Annotated in this window: 21 protein-coding genes and 1 pseudogene; 5 read left to right on the top strand and 17 right to left on the bottom strand. The window is 62.8% G+C overall.

Going from position 1 to position 25,820, the window contains the following annotated elements; all coding sequences use genetic code 11:
- Positions 1 to 6: 6 nt before the first annotated feature.
- The 3 genes from NP503_RS15005 to NP503_RS14995 all read right to left on the bottom strand — a co-directional run bounded on the left by NP503_RS15005 (position 7) and on the right by NP503_RS14995 (position 3,468).
- A complete protein-coding gene (locus NP503_RS15005; RefSeq protein ID WP_013529691.1) occupies positions 7 to 852 on the bottom strand; it encodes an EamA family transporter in 846 nt (281 codons plus the stop codon).
- The gene (locus tag NP503_RS15000) at positions 849 to 1,751 is read right to left on the bottom strand and encodes an endonuclease/exonuclease/phosphatase family protein (RefSeq protein ID WP_127272321.1); all 903 of its coding nucleotides are present in this window, start codon (positions 1,749 to 1,751) and stop codon (positions 849 to 851) included. Before NP503_RS15000 ends, NP503_RS15005 begins: the two co-directional genes overlap by 4 nt.
- Positions 1,752 to 1,917: 166 nt before the next feature.
- Positions 1,918 to 3,468 carry a sodium:proton antiporter gene (locus tag NP503_RS14995; RefSeq protein WP_127270713.1) on the bottom strand — a complete coding sequence of 517 codons (1,551 nt, stop codon included), beginning with the start codon at positions 3,466 to 3,468 and terminating at the stop codon, positions 1,918 to 1,920.
- A 125-nt stretch (positions 3,469 to 3,593) separates the two neighbouring features.
- On the opposite strand from NP503_RS14995, the pseudogene NP503_RS14990 reads away from it, so the two are divergent.
- Positions 3,594 to 4,210, top strand: a pseudogene (locus tag NP503_RS14990) (glutathione S-transferase family protein).
- 32 nt (positions 4,211 to 4,242) lie between these two features.
- Complete coding sequence (locus tag NP503_RS14985; RefSeq protein WP_127272319.1) at positions 4,243 to 4,854, top strand: hypothetical protein; 612 nt, start codon at positions 4,243 to 4,245, stop codon at positions 4,852 to 4,854.
- A gap of 47 nt (positions 4,855 to 4,901) precedes the next feature.
- On the opposite strand, the gene NP503_RS14980 is transcribed toward NP503_RS14985, so the two are convergent.
- From NP503_RS14980 to NP503_RS14940, 9 genes are all read right to left on the bottom strand, one after another.
- Positions 4,902 to 5,966: an ABC transporter ATP-binding protein gene (locus NP503_RS14980; protein WP_023810097.1), complete on the bottom strand. Its 1,065-nt coding sequence runs from the start codon at positions 5,964 to 5,966 to the stop codon at positions 4,902 to 4,904.
- 11 nt (positions 5,967 to 5,977) lie between these two features.
- A complete protein-coding gene (locus NP503_RS14975) occupies positions 5,978 to 6,769 on the bottom strand; it encodes an ABC transporter permease (protein ID WP_023759707.1) in 792 nt (263 codons plus the stop codon).
- Positions 6,766 to 7,680 (bottom strand): ABC transporter permease subunit, encoded by a 915-nt coding sequence (locus tag NP503_RS14970; RefSeq protein ID WP_127272318.1) that lies wholly within the window; start codon positions 7,678 to 7,680, stop codon positions 6,766 to 6,768. Before NP503_RS14970 ends, NP503_RS14975 begins: the two co-directional genes overlap by 4 nt.
- A gap of 63 nt (positions 7,681 to 7,743) precedes the next feature.
- Complete coding sequence (locus NP503_RS14965) at positions 7,744 to 8,850, bottom strand: ABC transporter substrate-binding protein (RefSeq protein WP_127272317.1); 1,107 nt, start codon at positions 8,848 to 8,850, stop codon at positions 7,744 to 7,746.
- 242 nt (positions 8,851 to 9,092) lie between these two features.
- Positions 9,093 to 10,265 carry an iron-containing alcohol dehydrogenase gene (locus tag NP503_RS14960; RefSeq protein ID WP_127268304.1) on the bottom strand — a complete coding sequence of 391 codons (1,173 nt, stop codon included), beginning with the start codon at positions 10,263 to 10,265 and terminating at the stop codon, positions 9,093 to 9,095.
- Between the two features lie 17 nt (positions 10,266 to 10,282).
- Complete coding sequence (locus NP503_RS14955; RefSeq protein WP_127268305.1) at positions 10,283 to 11,671, bottom strand: aldehyde dehydrogenase family protein; 1,389 nt, start codon at positions 11,669 to 11,671, stop codon at positions 10,283 to 10,285.
- 125 nt (positions 11,672 to 11,796) lie between these two features.
- Positions 11,797 to 13,167: a glutamine synthetase family protein gene (locus NP503_RS14950; RefSeq protein ID WP_127268306.1), complete on the bottom strand. Its 1,371-nt coding sequence runs from the start codon at positions 13,165 to 13,167 to the stop codon at positions 11,797 to 11,799.
- Positions 13,168 to 13,254: 87 nt separating this feature from the next.
- Positions 13,255 to 14,817 carry an amino acid permease gene (locus NP503_RS14945; protein WP_127268307.1) on the bottom strand — a complete coding sequence of 521 codons (1,563 nt, stop codon included), beginning with the start codon at positions 14,815 to 14,817 and terminating at the stop codon, positions 13,255 to 13,257.
- An 18-nt stretch (positions 14,818 to 14,835) separates the two neighbouring features.
- Positions 14,836 to 15,654, bottom strand: coding sequence for an N-formylglutamate amidohydrolase (locus NP503_RS14940; protein ID WP_127268308.1), 819 nt, complete (start codon positions 15,652 to 15,654; stop codon positions 14,836 to 14,838).
- Between the two features lie 144 nt (positions 15,655 to 15,798).
- On the opposite strand from NP503_RS14940, the gene NP503_RS14935 reads away from it, so the two are divergent.
- From NP503_RS14935 to NP503_RS14925, 3 genes are all read left to right on the top strand, one after another.
- Positions 15,799 to 16,626, top strand: a complete 828-nt coding sequence (locus tag NP503_RS14935) for a MurR/RpiR family transcriptional regulator (protein ID WP_127271407.1) — start codon at positions 15,799 to 15,801, stop codon at positions 16,624 to 16,626.
- Positions 16,627 to 16,818: 192 nt separating this feature from the next.
- A complete protein-coding gene (locus NP503_RS14930; RefSeq protein ID WP_127271405.1) occupies positions 16,819 to 17,982 on the top strand; it encodes an efflux RND transporter periplasmic adaptor subunit in 1,164 nt (387 codons plus the stop codon).
- Positions 17,979 to 21,110: an efflux RND transporter permease subunit gene (locus tag NP503_RS14925; protein ID WP_127271403.1), complete on the top strand. Its 3,132-nt coding sequence runs from the start codon at positions 17,979 to 17,981 to the stop codon at positions 21,108 to 21,110. The genes NP503_RS14930 and NP503_RS14925 overlap by 4 nt, the downstream gene beginning before the upstream one ends.
- Positions 21,111 to 21,172: 62 nt before the next feature.
- Here NP503_RS14925 and NP503_RS14920 read toward each other — a convergent pair whose 3' ends face one another.
- The 5 genes from NP503_RS14920 to NP503_RS14900 all read right to left on the bottom strand — a co-directional run bounded on the left by NP503_RS14920 (position 21,173) and on the right by NP503_RS14900 (position 25,784).
- Positions 21,173 to 21,583 (bottom strand): GtrA family protein, encoded by a 411-nt coding sequence (locus tag NP503_RS14920; RefSeq protein WP_127269060.1) that lies wholly within the window; start codon positions 21,581 to 21,583, stop codon positions 21,173 to 21,175.
- Positions 21,580 to 22,389, bottom strand: a complete 810-nt coding sequence (locus tag NP503_RS14915; RefSeq protein WP_127269059.1) for a ChbG/HpnK family deacetylase — start codon at positions 22,387 to 22,389, stop codon at positions 21,580 to 21,582. The genes NP503_RS14920 and NP503_RS14915 overlap by 4 nt, the downstream gene beginning before the upstream one ends.
- Entirely contained in the window at positions 22,386 to 23,375 is a 990-nt protein-coding gene (locus NP503_RS14910; RefSeq protein WP_127269058.1) for a glycosyltransferase family 2 protein, read from the bottom strand. The genes NP503_RS14915 and NP503_RS14910 overlap by 4 nt, the downstream gene beginning before the upstream one ends.
- Positions 23,368 to 24,531: a glycosyltransferase 87 family protein gene (locus NP503_RS14905; RefSeq protein ID WP_127269057.1), complete on the bottom strand. Its 1,164-nt coding sequence runs from the start codon at positions 24,529 to 24,531 to the stop codon at positions 23,368 to 23,370. The genes NP503_RS14910 and NP503_RS14905 overlap by 8 nt, the downstream gene beginning before the upstream one ends.
- 215 nt (positions 24,532 to 24,746) lie before the next feature.
- Complete coding sequence (locus tag NP503_RS14900) at positions 24,747 to 25,784, bottom strand: zinc-binding dehydrogenase (RefSeq protein WP_127271398.1); 1,038 nt, start codon at positions 25,782 to 25,784, stop codon at positions 24,747 to 24,749.
- Between the last annotated feature and the right edge of the window lie 36 nt (positions 25,785 to 25,820).

Genomic DNA, 25,820 nt, shown 5'->3' with positions numbered 1-25,820 from the left:
CGGCGCCTAACCAAGCCTCAGCGCGACGACGCCGGCCACGATGCTGAGCGCGGCGGCACCGCGCCAGCCGGTCATTTTTTCGCCGAGAGCGAAGACCGAGATCATCATGGCGAACAGGATCGAGGTTTCGCGCAGCGAGGCCACCGAAGCGATCGGTGCTTTGGTCATCGCCCACATGACGATCCAGTAGGCGGCGCCGCTGAGCACGCCGGTGAACAGCCCTGCCTTCCAGTCGCGCGCCAGCACCGGCAGTGCCTTCGGCCCACGGAAGATGAGGCACAGCACCAACGCGCCAAAAGCATCGCAGATGAACAGCCAGGCGGCATAGCTCTGCGCGGTTGCCGCCAGCCGCGCGCCACTGCCGTCCGACAGCGTATAGCTGGCGATGAAGATGGAGGTGCCGAGCGCAAAACCGACCGCGCGCAGGTTAAGCTTTTCCAGATGCGCGCCGCCACGAAACGACATCACCAGCGTGCCGGCCGACAACAGGAAGATACCGAGCATGGCGAACGGGCCGGGAATCTCGGCAACGACGAACATGCCTCCAAAGGCCGAGAGCAGAGGTGCTGTGCCCCGTGCCAGCGGATAGGTCTGTGCGAAATCGCCGGCCTTGTAGGCGCCGATCAGGAAGGTCCGGTAGCCCATGTGGAAAATGACCGAGGCGATGATGTAGGGCCACACCTCCGCCTTCGGCACTTCGACGAAGGGCAGCACCACGAGTGCCGCCGCGCCCATGCCTAATGTCATCAGCGTGATCGACAGGAAGCGGTCGAGATGAACCTTGACCAGCGCATTCCAGATCGCGTGCATGGCAGCGGCGGCAAGCACTGCAAAGAAGACGAAAAGCGTCATGTGGCGATGCCGGGCGTTTCCAGGTCTATGTCGACCCGCAGCGGAAAATGATCCGAGGCAACCTCGCCGATGTCGGCACTGATCGAACGCACCCGCCCGGCGAACATGCCGCCGACGAAGCAATGGTCGAGCCGGCGCTTTGCCAGTCTGCCGTCGATGGTCTTCACATGGGTGTGGAAGTCCGGAACCGGCTCCCCGGCAACGGCGGCGGCATCGACGAAACCGCTGAGATAGGCGGCACCCCTATGGTAGGGCGTGCTGCCGACGATGCGGCGATACTCGGCGCTGTCCGGCTCCATGTTGAAATCGCCCATCCAGATCGCCGCCAGCGGGTTTTCCGGCTCCGCTTCGCCGCTGGTCCAATTGCGCGTGGGCTCGTCGTCGACGCCGCTCCACGGTCCGCCATCGGACGGTGCCCGGCGATGCTCGGCCATGAGGTAGTCGATCTGCTCCAGCCGCTCCTCGGCCGCGATGTGGGCGAGATGCAGCGACAACACCCGCACCGGCCCTGCCGGGGTGCGGATCATGCATTCAAGCGCGGCGTTGCGGGTGTTGAGCGGCCGCTGCGTGCGGCGCATCGGCAGCGCATGCAGCCGCGACCAGACGATCGGAAGTTTCGACAGCAGCATGGTGCCAAACTGGCGGCGCCGATTGACCAGACGGCCGTCGCGCCTTTCGCTGGCATCCATGTCGAAGGCCGGGCCGTAGACCCAGTGATGTTCGGGCAGCAGACGCGAAAGCAGTTCCGGCTGGTCGTCGAAATTGCTGCGCTGCCAGTGCCGCTCGACCTCTTGCAGCGCAATGATGTCGGCGCCGGCAACGATGCGCGCGGCGCGCGAAAGATCGTAGCGGCCGTCGCCGCCGAACCCGTACTGGATGTTGTAGCTGACCAGCTTCATTGCTTATCCGGCTCAATTTCGTGTTGGCAGTAACGGTTCGATGCCACGGTGGCAATGTGCAGGAGAATGGACGTGGCTTGGACCAGCCTTGCCCTTCACCGGGATCATGCACCGATCCCGAAGCACTTCGATATCTTCCGTGCGCCGGAAAACGGCGTGCGATGCCTTATGTATTCAGCGGCTGGAAACGGCCGGGTGGCGACGCCGCCAGTTCGGTCCAGTCGATCTCTTCCTCAAGGCGATGATAGGCTTCGTCGCCAATCGTCCCGTTGCGGCGCAATTCCTCCAGCGCGTCGCGCTGGCTCTTGATCGCATAAAGACGCAAGCGGTCATATTCGGTCGCCGCCTGGGCATCGTCGGGATTTTTGGCGATCTTGCGTTGAGCGGCATATTGCTCGCGCACCGCGGCCGCCGCGTCCGATGTCTTGCCGCTCAATATGTCGAGCGCGGCTTGCATGACCACGACGCGCGCCTGCGCGATCTCGCGGTCGACCGTTTCGTCAGGGTCGAGGTTCAGCAGGCGCAGCAGCGGCTTCAGGCTCATGCCTTGCAGCACCAGCGTGCCGAGCACAACCGTGAAGGCAGCGAGCACGATCGGGTCGCGGGCCGGGAAGTCAGCCGGCAGGGCGAATGCCGCCGCAAGCGTCACCAAACCGCGCATCCCGCACCAGCCGATCAGCACGCCGCCACGAAACGACGGAGCGTCACGCTGACGATCAGCCACGCCGAAACGGCCAAACCACCTGATGATCGCGCCGCACCCCAACACCCAGATGAGGCGTGAGACGATGACGATGGCAAGCACTGTCCCAGCCAGGACGAACGCATCGGTCTGCCCTTGCCCGGCAAGCCGGCCGACGATCGTACGCGCCTGCAGGCCCATCAGCACGAAAGCCAGAACATTGAGCACGAAGACCGCCGTCTCCCAGACCGAATAGGAGCTGATGCGGTTTCTGGCCGGCATGCGGCGCGGCGCGGTGCGGGCGATCGTCATGGCATAGACGACTATGGTGATGATGGCCGACAGTCCGATCCTGTCGGCCAGGATCCAGACCCCGAATGTGCCGGCAAATTGCACCACAGTGCCGCTCGCCGGGTCTTCGATCCGGCCCAGCGTCATCAGAGACACCCGGCCAAGCAGGTAGCCGGCCGCAAGACTGCCGAGCGTGGACAGCAGGATCATCGGAACGGCGCTGCTCAGCAGAATGGAACCTGCCGCCGCCGAAATCGCCATCCGGTAGATCAGCAAGGCGGTGGCGTCGTTGAGCAGGCTCTCGCCTTGCAGAATGGCAGTGATGCGGTGCGGCACCTTGAACTGGCCAAGCACGGCCGATGCCGCAACCGCATCGGGCGGCGCCACGATGGCGCCAAGCGCTATGGCCGCGGCGATCGGCAGGCCTGCCATCGCCCAGCCGGCAAGTGCGACCGTCGCTGTCGTGAAAAGGACGGCGCCAAGCGCCAGCAGCACAAGCGGCACCCTGTAGCGGTTGAGATCGCGCAGCGAGGTATCATAGGCGGCATCGAGCAGCACCGGCGCGATGAACAGGGCTAGCGCCAGTTCCGGATCGATCTCTATGGTCGGCACGCCAGGCACGAAGGCGATGGCCACCCCGGCCAGCGCCAGCAAAGAGGGATAGGGAACCTGTACGCGCCGCGACAGCGCCGTCAGCGCGACAGCGATCAAAAGCAGGACAAGGGTGAGTTCGAAAAGAGCCATGGGCTGTTACTTCAGTGAGACGGGATTGCCGGCGCAGATATACCTGCAGGATGGGGTCGATTGGCCATCAAACTCAAGCCCTCTGGCAGTACGCCTTAAACAGCCTCTTGCCGTACAAGAATGGCATGATCCTCATCGGCCAGTATGACTCGCCTTTCGTCCGCCGCGTCGGAATCGCGCTGACCTTGTATGGAATTGCCTACGAACATCGTTCCTGGTCGGCCTTCGGCGATGCCGACAAGATTCGGCCCTACAATGTGCCGATACTGGGGCTCGACACAATGGCGAGGTGCTGATCGAGAGCCATTTGATGCTCGACTACCTCGACAGCCTGGTTCCGGCCGACCGACGGGTGTTTCCGGCGACCGAACCGGCGCGCCATCAGGCGCTGAAGGTCTCGGCCCTTGCGACCGGGCTGGGCGACAAGGCGATCAGCCTGTTCTACGAATTGCGACTGCACGAGAAAGTCTCGAACCTCTGGATCGGGCGCTGCCGTACACAGATCGAAGCTGTTCTGGCTGTGCTGGAGGCCGATCGTCAGGAGGGGCCGACACCATACTGGTTCGACGGCCGCATCGGTCACGCCGACATCGCGGTTGCCGCGGCGCTCCGCTTCATCGACGAGGCCCATCCCGGGCTGGTTTCGCTGACGGGCTTTCCGGCTCTGGAAGCCCACGCCACACGGATGGAAGCCCTGCCGGTCTTCCAGGCGATTTCGAAGCCCTTCATCGCGCCAGCTTGAGGCCAGGCCAGCATAACAATCAGCCTTGACCTATGAAAACCAACGGTCGTTTATTACTGGTCGCCAAAGTCATGTCGCAACAATTGGCTGATCGAGGACCTCCCATGCTGAGATTGTCCGCAACGCTGTTCACATTGATACTGCTCTCGCCGGCGGCTGGCGCTTCCGCGTTATATGATGAATTGGCGGCGGCTAAGATCAAACTTCTGGGAACGACGCGACCGGATCCGGGCATGGGGCTTTGGGCGCAGAAGACTAACGAGACAATGATGTCTCTCATCGAAGGGAAGTGGATCGACCTTGGTTATTCCGACCTGACCAACGAAGACAACATGAAGAAATACTGTGATAAATTTGGAGAGTCCTTTAAGAAATTGACGGACTATTCCTTCGACATTATTGGTCCGGTTACCCGTTCGAAGCACGCGATCCACAGAGAGTACATTTTCAAAACGGGGATATCCTACAACTACCGATGGAACATCGAACAGCAAATGGAGGTGCTCGGCAGTGGAAACGGTAAGGAAATTCTGAAGAACGCCAACGGGACGAGTGCATTGCTGATGATGACACCCAATACCCTGCTGGAGATCGATTTCAGCTTCGCGCAACCTATCCTTTGGGGACGTTGCCCCACCGAATAGAACACTGGCTTCGCTTCGCTTGGCCATCCAAGCCGGTGTTGCCGTTTTTAGTGCAGCACCAGCATGTCGCTCGACGAGAACGAGATCTCAGCCTTTTCACCAACAGCGGGCGGCGGGGTTGCCGGGCTGTTGAAGGTGTCGAGCGAGACCGTGTTGCCGCCGATGCCGACGCGAACCCGGATGACCGAGCCGAGAAAATGCACTTCGGAGATTTCTCCCGAAAGGCTGGAGTCACGGCCGGGCTGACGGCCCAGCGAAATCGCTTCCGGACGCAGCGCCAGCGACAGCGTGTCGCCGGACTTGGAGCCGTTGAGCTTGCCCTTGAGCGAAACCTGTTCGGAATTGACCCGCACCGTGCCTGCAGCGGCATCGGTGACGGTGCCTTCGAGCACGTTTAGCGTGCCGACGAAATTGGCGACGAACTTGGTCGCCGGGCGGTTGTAGATCTCGAACGGCGTGCCGACCTGCTCGGCCTTGCCGCCATACATGACGGCGATCCGGTCCGAGATCGACAGCGCCTCCTCCTGGTCGTGCGTCACGAAAATGGTTGTGATGCCGAGCTTCTTCTGGATCGAGCGGATTTCCTCGCGCAGCGACACGCGCACCTTGGCGTCGAGCGCCGACAGCGGCTCGTCGAGCAGCAAGAGCTTCGGCTTCGGCGCGATGGCGCGGGCCAGCGCGATGCGTTGCTGCTGGCCGCCCGAGAGCTGGTAGGGATAGCGATCCGCCATCTGCGGCAGCTTGATGATGCCGAGCATCTCGGCGACACGAGCATCGATGTCCGCCCTGGGCATGCCGGCGACCTTCAGGCCGAAGCCGATATTCTGCGCCACGGTCAGGTTTGGAAACAGCGCATAGGCCTGGAACACCATGCCGACATTGCGCTGGTTGGGTTTCAACCTCGTAATGTCCTTGCCGCCGACGACGATCGTGCCGGCGCTCGGCTCCTCGAAGCCCGCCACCATACGCAGCACGGTGGTCTTGCCGCAGCCGGACGGGCCGAGGAAGGAGACGAATTCGCCGCGCTCGACGTCAAGATTGAAGTCCTCGACCACCGTGGTGGCGCCGAAGGATTTTCGAACGTGCTGGATGGAGAGGAATGGGTCGGCCATGGCTTTGACTTTCAGTTCGGACGGTTCGCCGATCTCGGCGCGAAGCGGGACAGGATCTGTATCAGCGACATGCAGCCCCAGGTGATGGCGAAGGCGATGATGGCAAGTGCCGCCGGCTCATAGGCGCGGTTGGCGCCGATATTCTGCAGATAGGGGCCGAAGGCCGGCCGGTTGAGCAGGCTGGCCATGGTGAATTCGCCGATGACGATGGCGAAGGTGAGGAAGGCGCCCGAGAGCACCGCGATCAGCACGTTGGGCAGGATGACACGGGTGATGATCGTCCCCCAACCAGCACCAAGGATCTGTGCCGCCTCCGTCAGTGTGCGCACGTCGATGGTGCGAAGCCCGGTGTCGACGGCGCGATACATGTACGGCAGCGCCAGTGTTGCATAGCCGATGACCAGCAAGGCATTGGTGCCTGTATCGGTCGCCAGGAACGGCAGCGGCGAATTCGACCCGTACATTCTGATGTAGCCGAAGACGATGACGATGGCCGGAATGACCAGCGGCAGCAGGGTAATGAATTCGACGATCGGCCGCAATTGCGGCAGCCGAAGCCGAATCCAATAAGCGGCGGGCACCACGATCAGCACGCCGAGAATGATGGTGAAAACGGCGGCCAGTACCGAATAGCCGAAGGTGGCCTGGAAGCGGGCATCGCCCAACACGACCTTGTAGGCGTCGAAGGAGTACTCCCCGCGCCGCATGCGCATCGAGAACTCCACGGTCGCGATCAGCGGGATGAAAAAGTAGGCCGCGCCAAGAGCAAAGACGAGCCAGGCCCAGAACTTTCCCGACTTCATTTCAGCCACCTCTCGGAACGGGTCCGGAACCAGATGTAGAACACATTGGCAAGACCTGTGATGACGATCATGCCGAAGGCGATGGCATAACCGAGATGGGCATTGTGCAGCACATCTCCACGGATCTGTGCATAGAGCAAAATCGGCACGATGTTGAGCGACGAGCCGGTCAGCGCATAGGCGGTGGCGATGGCGCCGAAGGCGTTGGCGAACAACAGGATCACGGTGCCGAGGAAACTCGGCCAGATCACCGGAATGACCACCATGCGCCAATACTGGGACATGGTCGCGCCCAGCGTCGCGGCGGCCTCGCCCCATTCCTTCTTCAGTCCGTCGATGGCCGGCACGATGATCACCACCATCAATGGTATCTGGAAATAGACATAGGTCAGTGTCAGGCCCCAGAATGACAGGATGTTGAAGCCGTGCGCGTAGATGTTAAGGCCGAACACGGTGTTCAGGATCACCGTCGCAAGGCCGAGGCGGCCGAGCGTGGCGAGGAAGGCAAAGGCCAGCGGCACGCCGGCAAAATTGGAGGCCACGCCGGAAAACGTCAGTGTCGCCGAACGTATCCAGTCTGGCAGGCCACCGCGCACGATGGCGATGGCAATCGCCAGGCCCGCAAATGCGCCAATCAGCGATGACGCAAGACTGATCTTGATCGAAACCCAGTAGGCGGCAACGATGGACGGTTGCGCCAGCGCTGCGATGTTCTCGAGCGTGAATTCGCCGGCATCGTTCTGGAATGCACCCAGCATCAGATAGAGCGTGGGCAGGATGAGGAACATGATGGCGAAGATGAAGAAAGGCGCGACACCAAGCCATTGTGTCGGCAGCCGCATGCTGCGTGCTTCGGCGGGAGGCGCAGTCTTCCCGGTAACAGCGTGGTCGGACAATGAGATATCAGTCATGCGCCGGCTACCGTCTTCGAGAGAAGGACCGGGCGGCCGCGAAGCCGCCCGGCATGGTGTGAGTTACTTCACGTTGGCGCCGACGACGGCGTCCCAGTTCTTGCTGATCGCTTCCTTGGCCTTGCCCTGCTCGTCGAGCGTCGGAAACACTGCTGCGGCATAGGATTCCGCCGGAGGCAGCTTTGCCAGCACGTCCGCCGGGATCTTGCCATTCTTGGCGAGATCGTTGAAGCGGATCGGGTGGCAATAACCCTTCAGCCAGCCGATCTGGCCTTCGTCGGAGTAGAGGTACTCCATCCACAGCTTGGCTGCGTTCGGATGCGGCGCGTAGGCGCTGATCGCCTGCACGTAGACGCCGGCGACGACACCGGTCTTCGGCACGACGACGTCGACGGGCGGATTGCCCTTCAGCGTGTCGCGGCCGGCGAGCGCATTGTAGTCCCAGTTGATCAGGATCGGGGTCTGGCCCTGGGCGAGGGTTGCCGGCTTGCCAACGACCGGAACGAAATTGCCGGCGGCGTTGAGCTTCTTGAAGAAGTCGAGGCCAGCGGTGCCGGCGGCTTCACCGGCTGCAGCGCCACCGGAAAGGCCTGCAGCGTAGACCGCCTGGATGGCTTGGTTCGAGGCGCGCGGATCGCCGGCAAGAGCAACCGCGTTGGCGAATTCCGGCTTCAAGAGGTCAGCCCAGTCGCTCGGTGATTCCTTGACCAGATCCTTGTTCACCATGAACGACAGCACGCCGTAATAGTCGCCGTACCAGAAGCCCTCGGCATCCTTGGCGCTGTCGGGGATCGAGTCCCAGGTCGACACCTTGTAGGGCTGGATCAGGCCGTCGGCCTTGGCGGTCGGGCCGAAGGACAGGCCGACGTCGATGACGTCGGGCGCCTGCGGGCCCTTGTTGTCCTTGTTGGCCTTGATCGCCTCGATCTCGTCGCCGGAACCGGCATCGGGATTGAGTTCGTTGACGGTGATTTCCGGATACTTCGCCTTGAAGCCTGCAATGACGTCGCCGTAGCCGCACCAGTCATGCGGCAGCGCGATGGTGGTGAGCTGGCCTTCCGCCTTGGCGGCCTTGACGAGATCGTCCAGCGAATCCGCGGACGAAATCACCGTCGACGCGAAAAGCGCCGCGGCCGAAAGGGAAAGCACTTTCCCCGTGAATTTGAACATGTGTTCTCTCCGTTGAACTGACGCCGTTGGACGCCTGCGATGCGGTATCGTTTTCATGTGACAGCCAGATGAAAGCTTTGTGAAAGCGGCTGCTCGCAGTGCGAAAAAGTAAACTCTTTTTAACCTGATGTAGCAATCGCTCCGCGATTCTTTTTCCGGCTAACTAGTTTTTGCCTTGCCCGTCATCCTCCCCCTTGTTTTCATAGCCCCTTTTCAGATCACTTTGCGGCGCGGAAAACGCCTCAGACCGTGCCGGCGATGGCGTTTTCGAGCAAGGTCAGCGCCGCCTTCTTGGTCAGCTTGACCGGGTTGCCGCCGGCAGTCGGATCGACCACCGCCATATCGGCGATCAGCATCTTACGTTTCTTGTCCATATCGAGCCCCTTGATAAGGCCGGGCAGTGCATGCGGCACCTTCAGTTCCTTGCGAAGCTTGATGATCGCCTTGGCGAAGCCGTCAAAGCCGCCCTTGATGCCGCAATAGGCGGCGAGCCGGCCGATACGCTCCTCGATGGAGTCCCGGTTGAAGGCCAGAACATAGGGCATGAACACCGCGTTGGTCATGCCGTGATGGGTGTCGTAGAGCGCGCCGACCGGGTGCGACAGCGAATGGATGGCGCCGAGCCCTTTCTGGAAGGCGGTGGCGCCCATGGCGGCGGCGCTCATCATATGGGCGCGCGCAACGAGATCCCCGCCGTTGGCATAGGCCTTCGGCAGGTTCTCGAAGACCAACCTCACACCTTCGACGGCGATGCCGTCGGCCATCGGATGGTAGCCGGGCGCGCAATAGGCTTCGAGGCAATGGGCCAGCGCATCCATGCCGGTACCGGCGGTGATGAAGCCCGGCATGCCGACCGAAAGCTCCGGATCGGCAATGACGATAGCCGGCAACAATTTGGGATGGAAGATGACTTTCTTGGTGTGCGTGGCCTCATTGGTGATGACGCCGGCGCGGCCAACCTCCGATCCGGTCCCGGCGGTGGTCGGCACGGCGATGATCGGCGCGATGGCATCCGAATTGGCGCGCGTCCACCAGTCGTCGACATCCTCGAAATCCCACACCGGCCGCGTCTGCCCGGCCTGGAAGGCGATCAGCTTGCCGAGATCGAGCGCCGAGCCGCCGCCGAAGGCGATGACGCCGTCATGCTTGCCCTTCTTGAACACGGCGATGCCGGCGGTCAGGTTGGATTCGACCGGGTTCGGCCTGACCTCGGAGAAAACGCCGTAAGGGACCTTCGCATCGTCGAGGATCTCTAGGGTCGAGGCGACGACCGGCAGTTTCGCCAGTCCAGGATCGGTGACGAACAACGGCCGCTTGATGCCGGTGGCCGCCAGCACCTCAGGCAATTCCTTGATGCGGCCGGCGCCGAAGCGGACGGTGGTGGGGTAGTTCCATTTGGAGATCAGCTTGGACATTTTTGTCTTTCAATAAATCAGATGGCTTCGCGCAGATGGAATGATTTCGGCCTGGTGAGATTGTCATAGCCGATGGCCGACAAGCCCGCGCCCTTGCCGGTGTCCTTGACGCCGGTCCAGACCAGTGCCGGATCGAGGTAGTCGCAGCGGTTCATGAACACCGTGCCGGTCTCGACCCGATTGCCGATCGCGACGGCATGCTCGGTATCGCGGGTCCAGATCGAAGCCGTCAGCCCGTAAGGACTGTCGTTCATCAGAGCGATCGCCTCTTCGTCGTTACGCACCTTCATGATGCCGACGACCGGGCCAAAGCTCTCTTCGCGCATGACGCTCATCTGATGATCGACTTCTGTCAGCACTTCCGGTGCCAGATAAGGCGAACCGGCCTTGTCGTTAGCCACCTTCATGTCGATGTGCGCCTTGGCACCCTTGCGCAGCGCTTCGGCCTTCTGTTCGCGGATCAGATCGGCGAAGCGCGCCTGCGCCATCGGTCCCATCGTCGTCGCCTGGTCGAGCGGGTTGCCGACGACATAGTTCTTGGTCTCGGCGATGAAGCCTTCGACGAATTCGTCATAGACCTTTTCGTGCACATAGACGCGTTCGATGCCGCAGCAGCACTGGCCGGAATTGTAGAAGGCGCCGTCGACCAGATTGGCGATCGCATGATCCATCTTGGCGTCCGGCAGCACATAGGCCGGATCCTTGCCGCCCAGCTCGAGGCCGAGCGTCATGAAGGTGCCGGCCGCCGCCTTTTCGATGGCGCGGCCACCGCCGACCGAACCGGTGAAATTGACATGGTCGATCTTTCCCGAGCCGAGCAGCCTTTCGGTCTGGGCGTGATTGAGCACGACATTCTGGAACACGCCCTTGGGCAGGCCGATCTTGTCGAACGCCTGCTGAAAGCGCTCGCCGACCAGCAGCGTCTGCGCCGCATGCTTGAGGATGACGGTGTTGCCGGCCATCAGCGCCGGCACGATGGTGTTGACGGCGGTGAGATAGGGATAATTCCACGGCGCGATCACCATGACCACGCCGAGCGGGTCCTTCTTCACATAACGGCGGAAGCCGTCCTTCGGGTTGGAGGCAGGCACCGACTTGAGCGCCTGCTCGGCGATCTCGACCATATAGGTGGTGCGTTCCCTGACGCCGCCGAACTCGCCGCCGTAGCGTACGGGCCGCCCCATCTGCCAGGCGATCTCCGGCACGATCTCGTCTGATATCGCGACCAGCGCTTCCAGCATGGCGAGCATGTACTTGCCGCGCTCGACGATCGGCGTCTCAGCCCATTTCTCTTGCGCCGCCTTGGCGCGTTCCACCGCTGCATTGATCGCCTGGTCGGTCGCGATCGGTCGCTCGGCATAGATCGAACCGTCGATGGGGGATATGAGTTTGACCGTCTCGGTCATTTTGTAAGTCCTCGTATTCTACAACAAAATCGTATGGCCTGGCACTGCCCCTCATCTGCCTGCCGGCACCCTCTCCCCCACGGGGAGAGGGTAAGAGTGAAGGGGCGCCGACGAACCGTCGATACCTAGTACCGCTCGAACCCTCTGTGCAGTTCCCAATCCGTGATGCGGCGGTCGTATTCAAGCTGCTCCCACTTTGCGGTGTGGACATAATGTTCGAGCACATCCTCGCCGAGCGCCTGCTTGAGCATCTTCGACTTCGCAAGCGTCTCGGTGGCATCGCGCAGCGTCTTCGGAATCTCCGGCAGGCGCGATGCCTGATAGGCATCGCCGACGAACGGCTTCTGCAATTCCAGCTTCTCGTCGATGCCGGCAAGGCCGGCGGCGATCAGCGCTGCGAACGCAAGATACGGGTTCAGATCGGCGCCGCCGATGCGGCATTCCATGCGGATGCCCTTGGTGCCCTCGCCGCACAGGCGGAAGCCGGCGGTACGGTTGTCCTCGCTCCACATGATCTTGGTCGGCGCGAAGGTGCCGGCCTGGAAGCGCTTGTAGGAGTTGATGTAGGGCGCCAGGAACCAGGTGAATTCCTTGGCGTATTTGAGCTGGCCGGCGGCCCATTGCTGGCCAAGCGTCGACAGCGTCCAGTCGGCCGCCTTATCGAAGAACAACGGCGTCTTGCCGTCGGCGCTCCACAGCGAATTGTGGATGTGGCTGGAATTGCCGGCGAGCCCGTAATTGTATTTGGACATGAACGAAATCGCCTTGCCCTCGGACTCCGCGATTTCCTTGGCGCCGTTCTTGAGGATGACGTGACGGTCGGCCATGTCGAGCGCCTCGGCGTAGCGCACATTGATCTCTTCCTGACCCGGACCCCACTCGCCCTTGGAATTCTCGATCGGAATGCCGGCCGCTTCCATCTCGTTGCGAAGCCGGCGCATGACGCCCTCTTCCTTGGTGGTGATACCGATCTGGTAGTCGCCGATATAGGGCGATGCGGTATCGAGACCTTGCCAGTGCTTCTTGCGGGCGGAATCGTATGTCTCGTTGAACAGATAGAATTCAAGCTCGGAAGCAAAATAGCCTATATAGCCGCGCTCCGTCAGCCGCTTGACCTGCTTCTTCAAGATGGCGCGCGGCGAATGTGGCAGGTCATCATGGGTGTGGTGGTCGAGCACGTCGCAGATCACGAGTGCGGTCTTTTCCAGCCAGGGAATGCGCCGCAGCGTGGCCAGATCCGGCTTCATGACGAAGTCGCCATAGCCCTTCGACCAGCTCGCCGCCTTATAGCCCGGCACCGGCTCCATATCGATGTCGGCGGCCAGCAGATAGTTGCAGCCATGCGTTTCGTCATGCGCGGAATCGACGAAGTACTGCGCCAGGAAGCGTTTTCCCGCCAGCCGTCCCTGCATGTCGACGATGCAGGCCAGCACGGTGTCGATCTCACCGCTGGAGACCGCTTTCTTCAACTGATCGAACGAGAAATTTCCGGCCATTCCTTTGGCACTCCAGCACTTGTCGATTGAAAGGGATAAACGTAGCCATGGCCGGCGCGAGGCCGGCCATGGCCATATAGGGCGATATCAGGCGCCAGCTTCGCCGATAGCCACCTCGGCTGCCCTGATCGCGGCCTGGCGTTTGGCGATCTGATCACCGATCGGCGGACCCTGGAACCGGCGGTTCTCGAAACCGAACCAAAGCACGGCGGTCAGCAAGATGAAGCCTATGGTGATGTAAAGCACCTTGTCGTTCGGCGGCTGGATGGCGATGTAGAAGATGATCACCATGCCGACAATCGACAGCGCACAGAAGAGCTTGAACAGTCCGGCGCCCAGGTTCCACGGGCCAGGATTAGGCCACTTGGCCGTGCCGAATGCGACCATGCCGAGTGCGATCGGGATTGTGAACGACAGGAACAGGAACACCAGCGTCGAATTGACGACGATGGTGTAGATGTTGGTGCCGCCGATCGAAATAAACTGGGCAAGGAACACATACAGGATTTCGAGGATCGCGGCCGTCCAGATCGCATTGACCGGCGTGCGCCAGGTCGGGTTGACCTTGGCGAGAGCCGCGGAGCCAACGGGCATGCCGCCGTCGCGGGAGAAGGCAAACAGCATGCGCGAAGCCGAGGTCACGGTGGCCAGGCCGCAGAGGAACTGCGAAATCAGGATGGCGAGATAGAGCAGCTCCTTGAGCCACACGGGCAGGATCGCGTCCATCGTCGAGAAGAAGACGCTCCAGCCCTGCTTGGCGCCGGCAGCCAGGTCCGGGATCGCGAGAACGATTGCGCACAGCATCACCCAGCCGATCAGAGACGACCACAGCACCGACGAAATGATCGCCCGCGGAACGGAGTGTGCTGCCTTGACGGTCTCCTCGGAGGTGTGGGCCGAGGCGTCATAGCCGGTGATGGTATAGACGGGCAGAAGCAGGCAGAGCAGGAACAGGTACATCATGGAGTCGGTTTGCGGAAAAACACCGCCGCCCGCATCGCCTGAATAGTTTGTGAACGTCCACAGCCGGCTGATGTCGATTGCCGGTGCGAACACCAGGCAGGCCACGATCAGCACTGCTGTTGCGCCCAGGATAAGAAAGCCCGAAGCATCGGTGAGCATTGCCGTCAGTTTGATGCCGAAATGGTTGAACAGCGCCTGCAGCACGGTGATGAAGGCGACAAACCCGACGATTTCGCCCGGCGTGCCGGTGATGCCGAACCAGCTTCCGAATGTTCCAACGAAGAAGAAAGCGGTGCCGATGTTGATGGCGCCGAGCACGGTGATCAGGCCGAACAGGTTTAGCCAGGCCGTCAGCCAGCCGGTGAAGCGGTTGCCGAGGATCGACGACCAGTGATAGAGGCCGCCGGCGGTTGGAAATGCCGAGGCGATCTGCGCCATGGCAAGGGCGAAGAAGCCCGACACGCAGCAGCCGACGATCCAGCCGATGCCCGCACCTGCGCCGCCGATCGACGATGTGGCTTGCGCGAAGGAGTTGATGCCGCCCGAAAGGATGCAGATGATCGAGAACGATATCGCGAAATTCGAGAAGCGGCTCATGCTTCGCGACAGTTCCTGGGCATAGCCCATGCCGTGGAGAACCTTCAGGTCCTCCTTCTTGTCAACGTCCGTATAATCCGGTCCTGCCATTTTCATTCCCCTGTGGTTCTAATTGGCCGATTGAACTGACTTTCCGACTGAAGGCGATCTGGAATATCCGGCCTCCTCTGGCTCCAGATCCGAAAAAATGCCCGTGAGCAGATCCGCCCATTTCCGCTGCCCGGTCTCGCCGGCGATTTCGTCGTTGCGGATTTCGATCATCGCGCAGGGCAGGCCGCGCGATCGCGCATGCCGTTCCAGCGTGAAATAGACGCGGTCGGCAGGCGAATACGGCTCGTTGACGCCGACGGTGACGCCGGCAAGCCGCTTCAGCGCCGATATCAGCGGCGCCGCCAGCCGGCGATCCTCGTCGTGGATGATGCCGATATGCCAGGGCCGGTTTTTGGATTTGTAGACCGGCGTGAAGGAGTGGACCGAAACCAGCCGCGTTTCCTGACCATGTGACAGCCTGTTGTCGATGATACCGGCAATCGTGTCGTGGAAAGGCTGCCATGACAACGCGACACGCGCCGCCCGCTCGCTTTGCGACAGGCCGGCATTGCCCGGTATGGCCGTTGTCTCACTGACCGGCGGCACCAGGTCGGGCGCGTCGAGCGGCCGATTGCAGTCGATGACAAGGCGCGAAATGCAGGTTTCGACCAGAGTCGCGTCAAGCGCCTGCGCCATGCGGAGGGCAACCGGCAGCGCGCCGGGATCCCAGGCGATGTGGCGCGACAGGTCCTCGGCGGCAAGGCCGAGCGTGCCGAATTCGGCCGGCAGGTAGTTCGAGGCGTGATCGCAGGTCAGCACGAATGGGCTCGATCCGGCGGGGTTCGTCACCCTCACGGTATCAGACGATGCAAGGCTGGCGGGCCGTGCTTTCTCCATACTCTGCCGTCCCCGGGGAGCGCTGTATCGTATGTTACGTATTTTGCCTCATTGCGTCCCTGTGGATGATTTCATACAGTTTGTCCGGCTTTGTCAAATGCGATCTCGGAAAAGGCCTTCGGCCGAGCCAGAGGTGGGGAAAACATGATTTCCAGCATTGCCGAACTGATCGCCGATCGCCTCGGCACGATGCCGGCCGGCGAACGGCGCGCGGCCCAGACACTGATCGCCAACTATCCGATGATCGGCCTGAAAACGGTCGCTGAATTCTCGGCCGCGGCGGGCGTCTCCTCGCCGACGATCCTGCGTTTCGTCGCCCGGCTGGGCTTTCAGAACTATCCGGAATTCCAGTCGAGCCTGCAGGACGAACTGGCGGCGCAACTGCAATCGCCGGCGACAAGGACACTCAACCCGCCCTCGCCTGGCGGCGGCACGGTGTCGCCGATGCTGGAAGCGACGCTCGACAACATGCGCGAGACGTTCAGGCACCTGTCCGACAAGCAGCTTGCCGACATCGCCGCCCGGCTAGCGGACCGGCGCGGCAAGACCTTCCTGATCGGCGGCCGCTTCACCGATCCGCTGGCGCGCTACATGGCCGCCCACCTCGCCGTCATCCAGCCGGATGTCTTTCACCTCGCCGGGCAGGAGAGCATGTGGCGCGACCGGCTGATCGACATGGGCAAGCGCGACGTGCTGGTGATCTTCGACATCAGGCGCTACCAGGACAGCCTCGTCCGCTTCGCCGAGAAGGCGCATCAGCGTGGCGTCCAGATCGTGCTGTTCACCGACCAGTGGCTGTCGCCGATCGCCCGCTTTGCTCGTCATGTTATCGCCGGACGAACCGCGGTGCCGTCGGCATGGGACTCTTCGGCTGCCCTTTTCGTTGTCGCCGAAACGCTGATCGGCGCCGTCACCAGGCAACTGGAAGCAGAAGGCGCCAAACGCATTCGCGAGATGGAAAGTCTGCGTTAGTGCCTGTGCGACGATCCAAAGCGTTACGCATATTTTCTCAAAGGTTACATATATTTAATGTGCGCAGCCCCCGGAGAATTGTCATAAAGACGCGATATCGAGGCGGCTTCTTTGCCTTACAATAGCCTCGCTGCGTCTGCTTCATTCGGGAAACCGGTAGACGGAAGGATTGTTTTACCAACCGGAGTGCCGATGGCCGCCTGGAAACAGATACTTTTTGCACTTGTGGTGCTGGTGGTGGCGGCAGCCGCCTGGCTGCGCTTTTATCCCGGCGCGCCGGACGTGCTGGCACGCTGGGGCATCGACTGGGCCTCCGCGGCAACGCCCCCGGCTGAGACCGGCACCGCCAACGCGAAGCAGGCAAACGGCCGTAATGGCGGCAACCAGCGGGTGAACGTGGTCGCCCTTGCGGCCACTTCGGCTGTTATCAACGACCGCCTGCAGGCAATCGGCACCGGCCGTGCCAACGCCTCGGTGACCGTCAATCCCTACAGCTCCGGCCGCCTCGCCGAACTGCTGGTCGAATCCGGCAGCCATGTCGATAAGGGACAGATCCTCGCCACCCTGGATTCCGAGACCGAAGTGATCTCTCAGGACCGCGCCAAGCTCGCCTTGCAGGATGCGCAGGCCAAACTCGACCGCGTCAGGTCGCTTCGTGCCTCCAATGCCGCGACACCAGTCGCAGTGGCCGATGCCGAAGTGGTCTTGGCCGGCGCCAAGCTGGCGCTTCAGGATGCGGAACTGGCGCTGCAGCGCCGGTCGATACTGGCACCGATCGCTGGCACCGTCGGCATCCTGCCGATCTCGGCCGGCAATTATGTCACCAACCAGTCGGCCATCGCCACGCTCGACGACCGGTCCTCAATCCTGGTCGATTTCCTAGTGCCCGAGCGCTTCGCTGCCGCCGTCAAGGTCGGCGCACAATTGACGGCGACGCCGATCGCCAATCCCAGCAACGCTTATAGCGGCACCGTTTCGGCCATCGACAACCACATCGATGAAAAGAGCCGCACCCTGCTGGTCAAGGCCAAGATCGCCAACCCTGCGGATTCGTTGCGCGCCGGCATGTCGTTCGGCATCACCATGAAATTTCCGGGGCAAATCTATCCGGCCGTCAGCCCGCTGGCGATCCTGTGGGGGTCGGACGGCGCCTATGTCTGGCAGATCGAGGATGGCAAGGCCAGGCGGGTCCCGGTGCGCATCATACAGCGCAACACCGAGACCGTGCTGATCGACGCCGAGATCGACAATGGCGACATGGTGGTCACAGAGGGCACCCAGAGCGTCAGCGAGGGCGGCGCGGTCCGCCTTGCAGGTGAAGAGCAGCGCGCCGCGGACGCCGCCGCAGGCACATGACCAGCCCCGCCAACACTGCCAGCGAGACCGGCTTCACCGCCCTGTTCATCCGCAGGCCGGTGATGGCCTTCGTGCTGAACACACTGATTGCGGTCGCCGGCCTGGCCGCCTTCTACGGCGTCGAGATCCGCGAACTGCCTGATGTCGATCGCGCGGTCGTCACCGTTTCCACCACCTTCGAGGGCGCGGCGGCCGAGACCGTCGATCGCGAGCTGACCGACACCATCGAGGGCGCCGTCGCCCGCGTCTCCGGCGTCAAGTCGATCTCGTCGTCTTCCTCATTCGGCTCAAGCCGCGTCACCATCGAGTTCAACGATGGCGTCGATCTGAATGTCGCCGCCTCGGACGTGCGTGATGCCGTCGGCCGCGTCGCCAACCAGATGCCGGACACCGCCGATCCGCCGCGCATCGTCAAGGCCGACGCCAATTCCGACCCGGTGATGCGGCTGGCGGTGACCTCGGACAACATGTCGATCCAGGACATGACCGTGGTGGTCCAGGACCAGATCGAGGACGAGTTGGCCGCCGTGCCCGGCGTTGCCGACGTCCAGGTCTATGGCGACCGCGACAAGATCTTCCGCATCGACGTCGATCAGAACAAGCTGGCCAGCCTCGGCTTCACGGTTGCCGACCTCAGGGCCGCCCTTGCCTCGGTCGCCTTCGATTCCCCCGCAGGTTCGATCACCACGACCAACCAGGACCTGATCGTCCGCACGACTGCCGACGTCACCACGCCGGGAGAGTTCGAAAACATCATCATCGGCGGCACGACGCGCATCCGCGATGTCGCCACCGTCACACTCGGCCCCGACGTTGGCCAGACCACATTGCGCTCGGATGGCAAGACCGGCATCGGCATCGGCATCATCCGCCAGGCGGAATCGAACACGTTGGACATCTCGACCGGCGTCCAGTCCGCCGTCGCCAAGCTGCAGGAAAACCTGCCCAAGGGCATGTCGATCAAGATCACCAGCGACGACGCGGTCTTCGTCAAGGGCGCGGTGCACGAGGTCGAGATCGCGCTCGGCCTGTCCGTCACCATGGTGCTGATCGTCATCTATGTGTTTCTCCTAGACTGGCGCGCGACGCTGATCCCCGGCCTGGCGATGCCGGTCGCCATGATCGGCACCATCGCCGCCATCTATCTGGCCGGCTTCTCGGTCAACATCCTGACCCTGCTCGCGCTGGTGCTGGCGACCGGCCTGGTCGTCGACGACGCCATCGTCGTGCTCGAAAACATTGTGCGACGACGCAACGAAGGCATGGGACCGCGTGCGGCCGCTGTGCTTGGCGCGCAGGAAGTGTTCTTTGCCGTTATTGCCACCACCTTGACGCTGGTCGCCGTCTTCGTGCCGATTTCGTTCCTGCCCGGCCAGACTGGCGGCTTGTTCCGCGAATTCGGCTTCGTGCTTGCCATGTCGGTGCTCTTGTCCTGCGTGGTCGCGTTGACGCTGTGCCCGATGCTCGCCTCGCGCATGCTGACCGGCGCATCGCTCCACCACGAAGGTGGCCATGGCATCGGCGCCCGCATCGGCGGCGCGCTCAATACGGCTTACAAGCGCAGCCTGCACGCCTGCCTCGACGCGCCATGGATCGTGCTTCTGGTCGCGGTGCTGTTCGCCGGCACCGCCTTCACGCTGTTCGGCACCATCCGCCAGGAGCTGACGCCGACCGAGGACCGCGCTGCCGTGCTTCTGCGCATCAGCGCCCCGCAAGGCGTCAGCCTCGACTACACAACGCAGCAGATGCAGAAGATCGAGAGACTGATCCAGCCGATGCGCGATTCCGGCGAGATCCGCAGCACTTTCGAGAACGCCGGCCAGAACGGCTCCTACAACTCCGGCTTCATGGTGATGACGCTGGCGCCGTGGAACGAGCGCAGCCGCAGCCAGCAGGAGATCATGGCCGAGATCAGCCAGCTGACCAGGCAGGTGCCGAGCGTGCGCATCTTCCCGGTCCAGCCCAACAGCCTCGGTATCCGCGGCGCCGGCAACGGCCTGCAGTTCGCGCTGGTCGGCAACGACCGCAAGGCGCTCGGCGATGCCGCCGTGAAGATCATCGCCGAGATGCAGAAGGACCCGCGCTTCCAGACACCGCGCCTGTCCATCGACCCGACGCAGCCGCAACTCGCCGTGGCCATCGACCGCGAGCGCGCCTCTGACCTCGGCATCGACATATCGGGACTGGCCAACACCCTGCAGGCCATGCTCGACGGCAACGACGTCGTCGACGTCTACATCGCCGACCGCAGCTACGGCGTGAAGCTGGTCTCGACCACCAATCCGATCAACGATCCGACGGATCTGGAGAACATCTTCCTGAAAACAGCCGACGGACGTTTCGTGCCGATGTCGACCATCGCCACGCTGACCGAACGCGCCGTGCCGCCGTCGCTGTCGCGCGAACAGCAGCAGCCCTCTGTGGCGATCACGTCCAACCTCAGCGGCGACTTCGCGCTTGGCGATGCGCTCACCCGCGCCGAGCAAATCGCCACGCCGCTGCTGCCGCCAGGCAGCCGCATCCTGCCGCTGGCCGAGGCGGCGACGCTGGGCGAGACCAACAGCGCCATGGTCACCATTTTCGGCTTCGCGCTGGTCATCATCCTTTTGGTGCTGGCCGCCCAGTTCGAAAGTTTTGTCAGCGCCGTCATCATCATGGCGACGGTGCCGCTAGGGCTGGCCTGTGCGATTTTCGCGCTTCTCCTCTCGGGCACCAGTCTCAACGCCTACAGCCAGATCGGCCTGGTGCTTTTGGTCGGCGTCATGGCCAAGAACGGCATCCTGATCGTCGAATTCGCCAACCAGTTGCGCGACCGCGGGCTTGGCGTGCGCGAGGCGATCGAACAGGCCTCGATCATCCGCGTGCGGCCGGTGATGATGACGATGATCTGCACCGTGCTCGGCGGCCTGCCGCTGGTGCTGGCGAGCGGCGCCGGTGCCGAGGCGCGCGTCGCGCTCGGCTGGGTCATCGTCGGCGGCCTGGGGCTGGCCACCGTCTCGACGCTGTTCCTGACGCCGGTCGCCTATCTCCTGCTTGGCCGCTTCGTCACGCCGAAGACCCACGAGGAAGCCCGACTGAAGCGCGAGTTGGAGGAAGCCGCCTACACCAATGTGGAGCCGGCTGAATAGAAATCCCAGGAAAAGTGTGTAGCGGTTCTTCGTCCGGAATTTCGTAAGAAAAATAATTCCGCCTATCTCAAGAACCGGCCTTCGATCGACCAGCGCGCGGCGAGGAAATTCAGCACCGCCGCCACCACGACGCCGCCGATTTTCGCCGGCCACACCCCGATGATGCCGGCGAACAGCGCGATCGAGAGGCTGGAGACACCGAGCGAAATCAGCGCTCCAAGCGTGGCGAAACGAAGGAACGCGTCATGCAAACGGATGGCTCGATTGCGCTCGAACGACCACAAGCCGTTCGCCGCGAAGGAAAAGGTGACGGCGACGAACCAGGCAGCGATGTTGGCCGGCACCGGCGGAACCCCGAGCTTGAGCAGCAGGAAAAAGCTGGCAAGGTCGATGGCCGTGTTCGCCAGTCCGACAATGGCGAAGCGGACGATCTTGCTGCCGGCCGAACGCTGGGGCCGATCGGCGTCGCTCATCTCTTGCCGTCCAAGATCTCGACGCCGGCGCGGGCCAGGCTGGCTCCGAACGCGTCCGATGCGAGGGCCGCGAATTCGACCTCGCGCACACCTTGCATCATGTCGCGCGCGCGCAGCGTCTCGTCGACATGGCCGGGATGACACATGAACAGCCCTCGCTCTGGCAACCCTTCGACGGCGGCCTGCAGAACCGCAGCGAACTTTTCCGGTTGCCGCCAGTCATAGATGCCGGCGAGCGGCTGGAAAACGGTGAAGCCCGCGCGCTGCATCGAGCGGTTGAACCCGGCGGCGAGCGCGGCAATCGCAGCGACTTTCGCTCCCGCGGCCAGCGTCGGGGCGCCGCGCAGGGCCGGCCTGTCGGCGCCTTCTGGAAACCGTGCGCACAGCCATGTGCGCACGACGGGAAGGAAATGCACATGCTGATGCCCGTCGACGAAATCGGGGCGGCGGCCAAGCGCCTCGACGAAGCGGCTGTACTGGGCGTCAAGCTCGGCATGGACATGGCGGGCGCCGATGCGGCCGCGCAGAACAGGCAAGGCCAGTGCGCGGAGCGGTGGCAGCCGGCCTTCCGGCGCCAGGGCCGACCGGCCGGTGACGGCCAACTGGTCGGTCAAGGTGAGGTGCAGCCCAACCGCAGCCCGGCCGCACAGCGGTTTTATGCGCTCTGCCTCCTTTGCCCACTCGGGAAAGCCGGTCATGCAGCTGGTGCCGGTCAGGCGCCCCCGATCGAGAAGATCGAGAATCCCGGCGGAAACGCCAGGCGCCAGGCCGTAATCGTCGGCGATCAGGCGAATGCGCCGCGTCATCTGTTCGAAGAGCCCGGCTCCGGCCGGTCGGCGGAGGCATCGCTGCGCACGACATCGCGCACGAGATAGACCGGCCGATCCTTGCTCTCGCTGAGCGTCACCCAGACATATTCGCCGATCAGGCCAAGCAGGGTCAGGTTGAGGCCGCCGAGCAGAACGACGGCAACCAGCAGGCTGGGGTAGCCCGGAACGGCAATGCCGTAGAAGATCACCTCGAAGAACACCTTTGCACCATAGAGCGCGCCGGCCAACGCCGCGAGCAGCCCGCTAAGACTGATCAGGCGCAGCGGAATGACGGAGAACGAGGTGAACCCTTCGAGCGAGAAGGCGATCAGGTTGAGCCGGCTCCATTTCGATGTGCCACTGGCGCGGCCTTCCGGCGAATAGGGCAATGCTTTCTGGCGAAAGCCCGCCCAGGCAAACAGGCCCTTGTTGAAGCGACGCTTGTCACGCAGGCTGGTCAGTGCGCGCGCCACGGCGCCGCGCATGACGCGAAAGTCGCCGGCATTTTCAGGAATGTCGAAACGCTGGCTGCTGTTGATCAGGCTGTAGAAAAGCCGTGCAAGCTGGCTGCGCCGCCAACTCGCCTCGCGGCGGTCGTTCTGGGCATAGACGACGTCGATGTCGGGATGGTTCACCAGCTCGGCGATCAGCTTCAGGCTGATGTCCAGGGAATGCTGGAGGTCGGCGTCCATGATCAGCACCATGTCGCCGCGCGACTGGTCGAGGCCGGCGAGCACAGCGACTTCCTTGCCGAAATTGCGGCTGAGGCGGACGATCTCCCACGATCCCGTCAGCGCCTGCGAAAATCGTCCGGCGCCGTCGTCACGGCTGCCGTCATCGACCAGGATCTTGTGCACGGTCATGCCGAAGCGCTGTGCCACGGCCGCTTCGAGCTCGCCGAGCAGGCGCGCGAAGGCCGATGCCGAAGCCGCCTCGTTGAAGAATGGCGCAACGATATCGAGGCTCTGTCGCAACTCAGCCATTCGCGACTCCCGCATTCACCACCTTTTCCCGTGCCTTGGCCCAGAACCACCAGATCAGCGAACCGGCGATGAAAGTGACGGCCACCGGCCGGAACCAGGGGAAGAGGAAATCGTGCACATGGCGCTCGACGCCGCTCAGCCCGGTCACGAACAGCGTCATCGACAGCACCGAGGCGAGGACGCCGCCTCGTTCTTCGCGCCACAACAGGGCGATGGCAAGACCGGCTGGTACCGCGATCATGGCAAAGGTGTTGGGCTCGACGCGCGGGTTGAAGACGCACATGTAGAAAGTGGCCGTCAGGAAGATCGCCAGCGCTGCCTTTCCCCCTTCGAGCCTGCGGTCGAACCAGATGACGGCTGAAAGCGTAAGGAGGGCCATGACCATGCGCACGATCGTTGCGCCGAATTCCGGTATCGGCAGCCCTATCGTGGTGAACGGTGCCGTGAAATCGGTGGACACGAAATGGCTGGTATTGTCGACGGCCATGGAGGTCAACATCTGGGCGAAGACACGATACTGATCGTTGAGATAGCCGGCGGGAGCAAAAGCGTAAGGCAGTGCGAGCACGAACAGCACCGCCAGCACCAGCACCGGTATCAACCGAAGCCGAAGGGCTCCTACCAACAACAGCATTATGATCGCGGTCGGCTTGGCGATGATGGCAAGCGAAGCCCAGAAGAACGTCTCCGCCCGTCGCCCTTCCAGCGCCGACAATGTGAGAAGCCAGCAAGCGGCGGTCAAAAGGATCGTCGCCTGACCGTTGCGGATCGCGCCGAGCGCCATCGGCAAAGCGAGGAAGAGGCCGAAAGAAAGCAGCCACATCAACTCGCCACCACCGAGCTTGCGCACCTGCCGCATCGCGGCATAGGTCAGCACCGCAAACCCGAGGGAGTGCCACACCACGCCGCCCAGATGCGGACCGAGCTTGACTATCGGAGTGTAGAGCGCGGCAAAGGCCGGCGCGTAGAGATACCCCATCTCGGATTGGGTGTCGTAGAGCGGCAGACCGGCCAGAAGCGCCTCGCTGCCGTCTATATAGGCCTTCCATACCGTCCGCGTGTACGGCGACCGCAGGACCATGGCAAGAACGACCAGGAACGCTCCGATCCACAGGCCAAACCCCAAACGGTCGAAAACCGGCTTGGAAATCGTCATCAAGGCACCCCACACAATCCCGGAACAAGCTCGGTCCAGCCTGTCCCGGCATTCGATGGCGGCGGCATATCACGGACGCAGCGGCATGGCATAGGGGGCTTGATGGACGCGGGTATCGGCCTGACGGTCCCGAGGCGGCGGATAACCGGCGATCTCTGACGCAAAGCACTCCGAGGCCCCCTCGCGTCCAAGCTTCTCGAACCTTTCGAATTGGCCTAAGGCCGGATGAACACCTTGCCGTTCGGCTTGGCCAGTTCCGCCGGCACCCGCGTCATGGCCTCGGCAAGCGGCACCACCGCTGTCACGTCGGTCGACCAGCGCCCGTCGGAAAAACGCTTCTGCGCTTCCAGGATCGCCGGGCCGCGGCGATCCTGGAACTGGCGCATCCACTCGCTCAGCCAAAAACCTTCGATACGCTTGTGCTGGAAGATCAGTTGGCCGGGCTCGCGGATAACAGTGGCTTCGGGATCGAGCTTCCCGTAGATGATCCAGCGCGACCGCTTCGGCATAATGTCGAAGATGGCGGAAGCCAGCGGCCCGGTCACCGCGTCGAGAAAGATGCGCGGCTGCTCAGCCTTCACCACCTCGCGTAGCGCCGCCTTGAAATCCGGCGCCTTTTCGTTGAGGACGTGCGCCGCGCCGAGCGCTTTCAGCGCCGCGATCTGGTCGTCGCGGCGCACGGTGACGATCGGCCGGAAGCCCTCTCCGTTGGCCAGGCCAATGATCAGCTTGCAGAGCTGGCTGGCGCCGGCGGTCATCATAAAGGCCTTTCCGCCTTCCTTCTTGACGACGTCGAACATGGCGAGCGCGGTGAGCGGGTTGACGATCATCGCCGCGCCATCCTCGTCGCGAACGGTGTCGAGCAGCGGGATGCAAACATCGGCCTCGGCTACGGCATAGTCGGCCCAAGAGCCCCAATTGGTGACGCCCGTGGCAAAAGCGACACGCTTGCCGATCAGGCCTTTTGGATAGGGTTCGTCCCCGCTGGCGACGACAATGCCGACGCCCTCGAAGCCCGCCGGCTGTCCCTTGGCGCGCGGCTGGCCGTACTGGCCCTTGACGAAGGCGATGTCGGAGGGGTTGATCGAGGCGAGGTTGACCTTGATCAACACCTGCGTCGGTCCGGGTGTCGGCACCGCGATGTTGCCCGGCTCGAGATACGGCTCCATCGCCTCCAGCACACTGCCGCTCGGCGTCCTGGTGTAGCCGTCGCCGACCAGCAGCAGCGCCTTCATTTCGGAGGGGACGGCCATTGGAACACTCCGTGCTTGGGCTGTCGGCATCGCCGG

The sequence above is a fragment of the Mesorhizobium sp. SEMIA396 genome (genome assembly GCF_024518615.1).
Taxonomy (GTDB): Bacteria; Pseudomonadota; Alphaproteobacteria; order Rhizobiales; family Rhizobiaceae; genus Mesorhizobium.
This window is presented reverse-complemented; position numbering and strand designations above follow the sequence as displayed.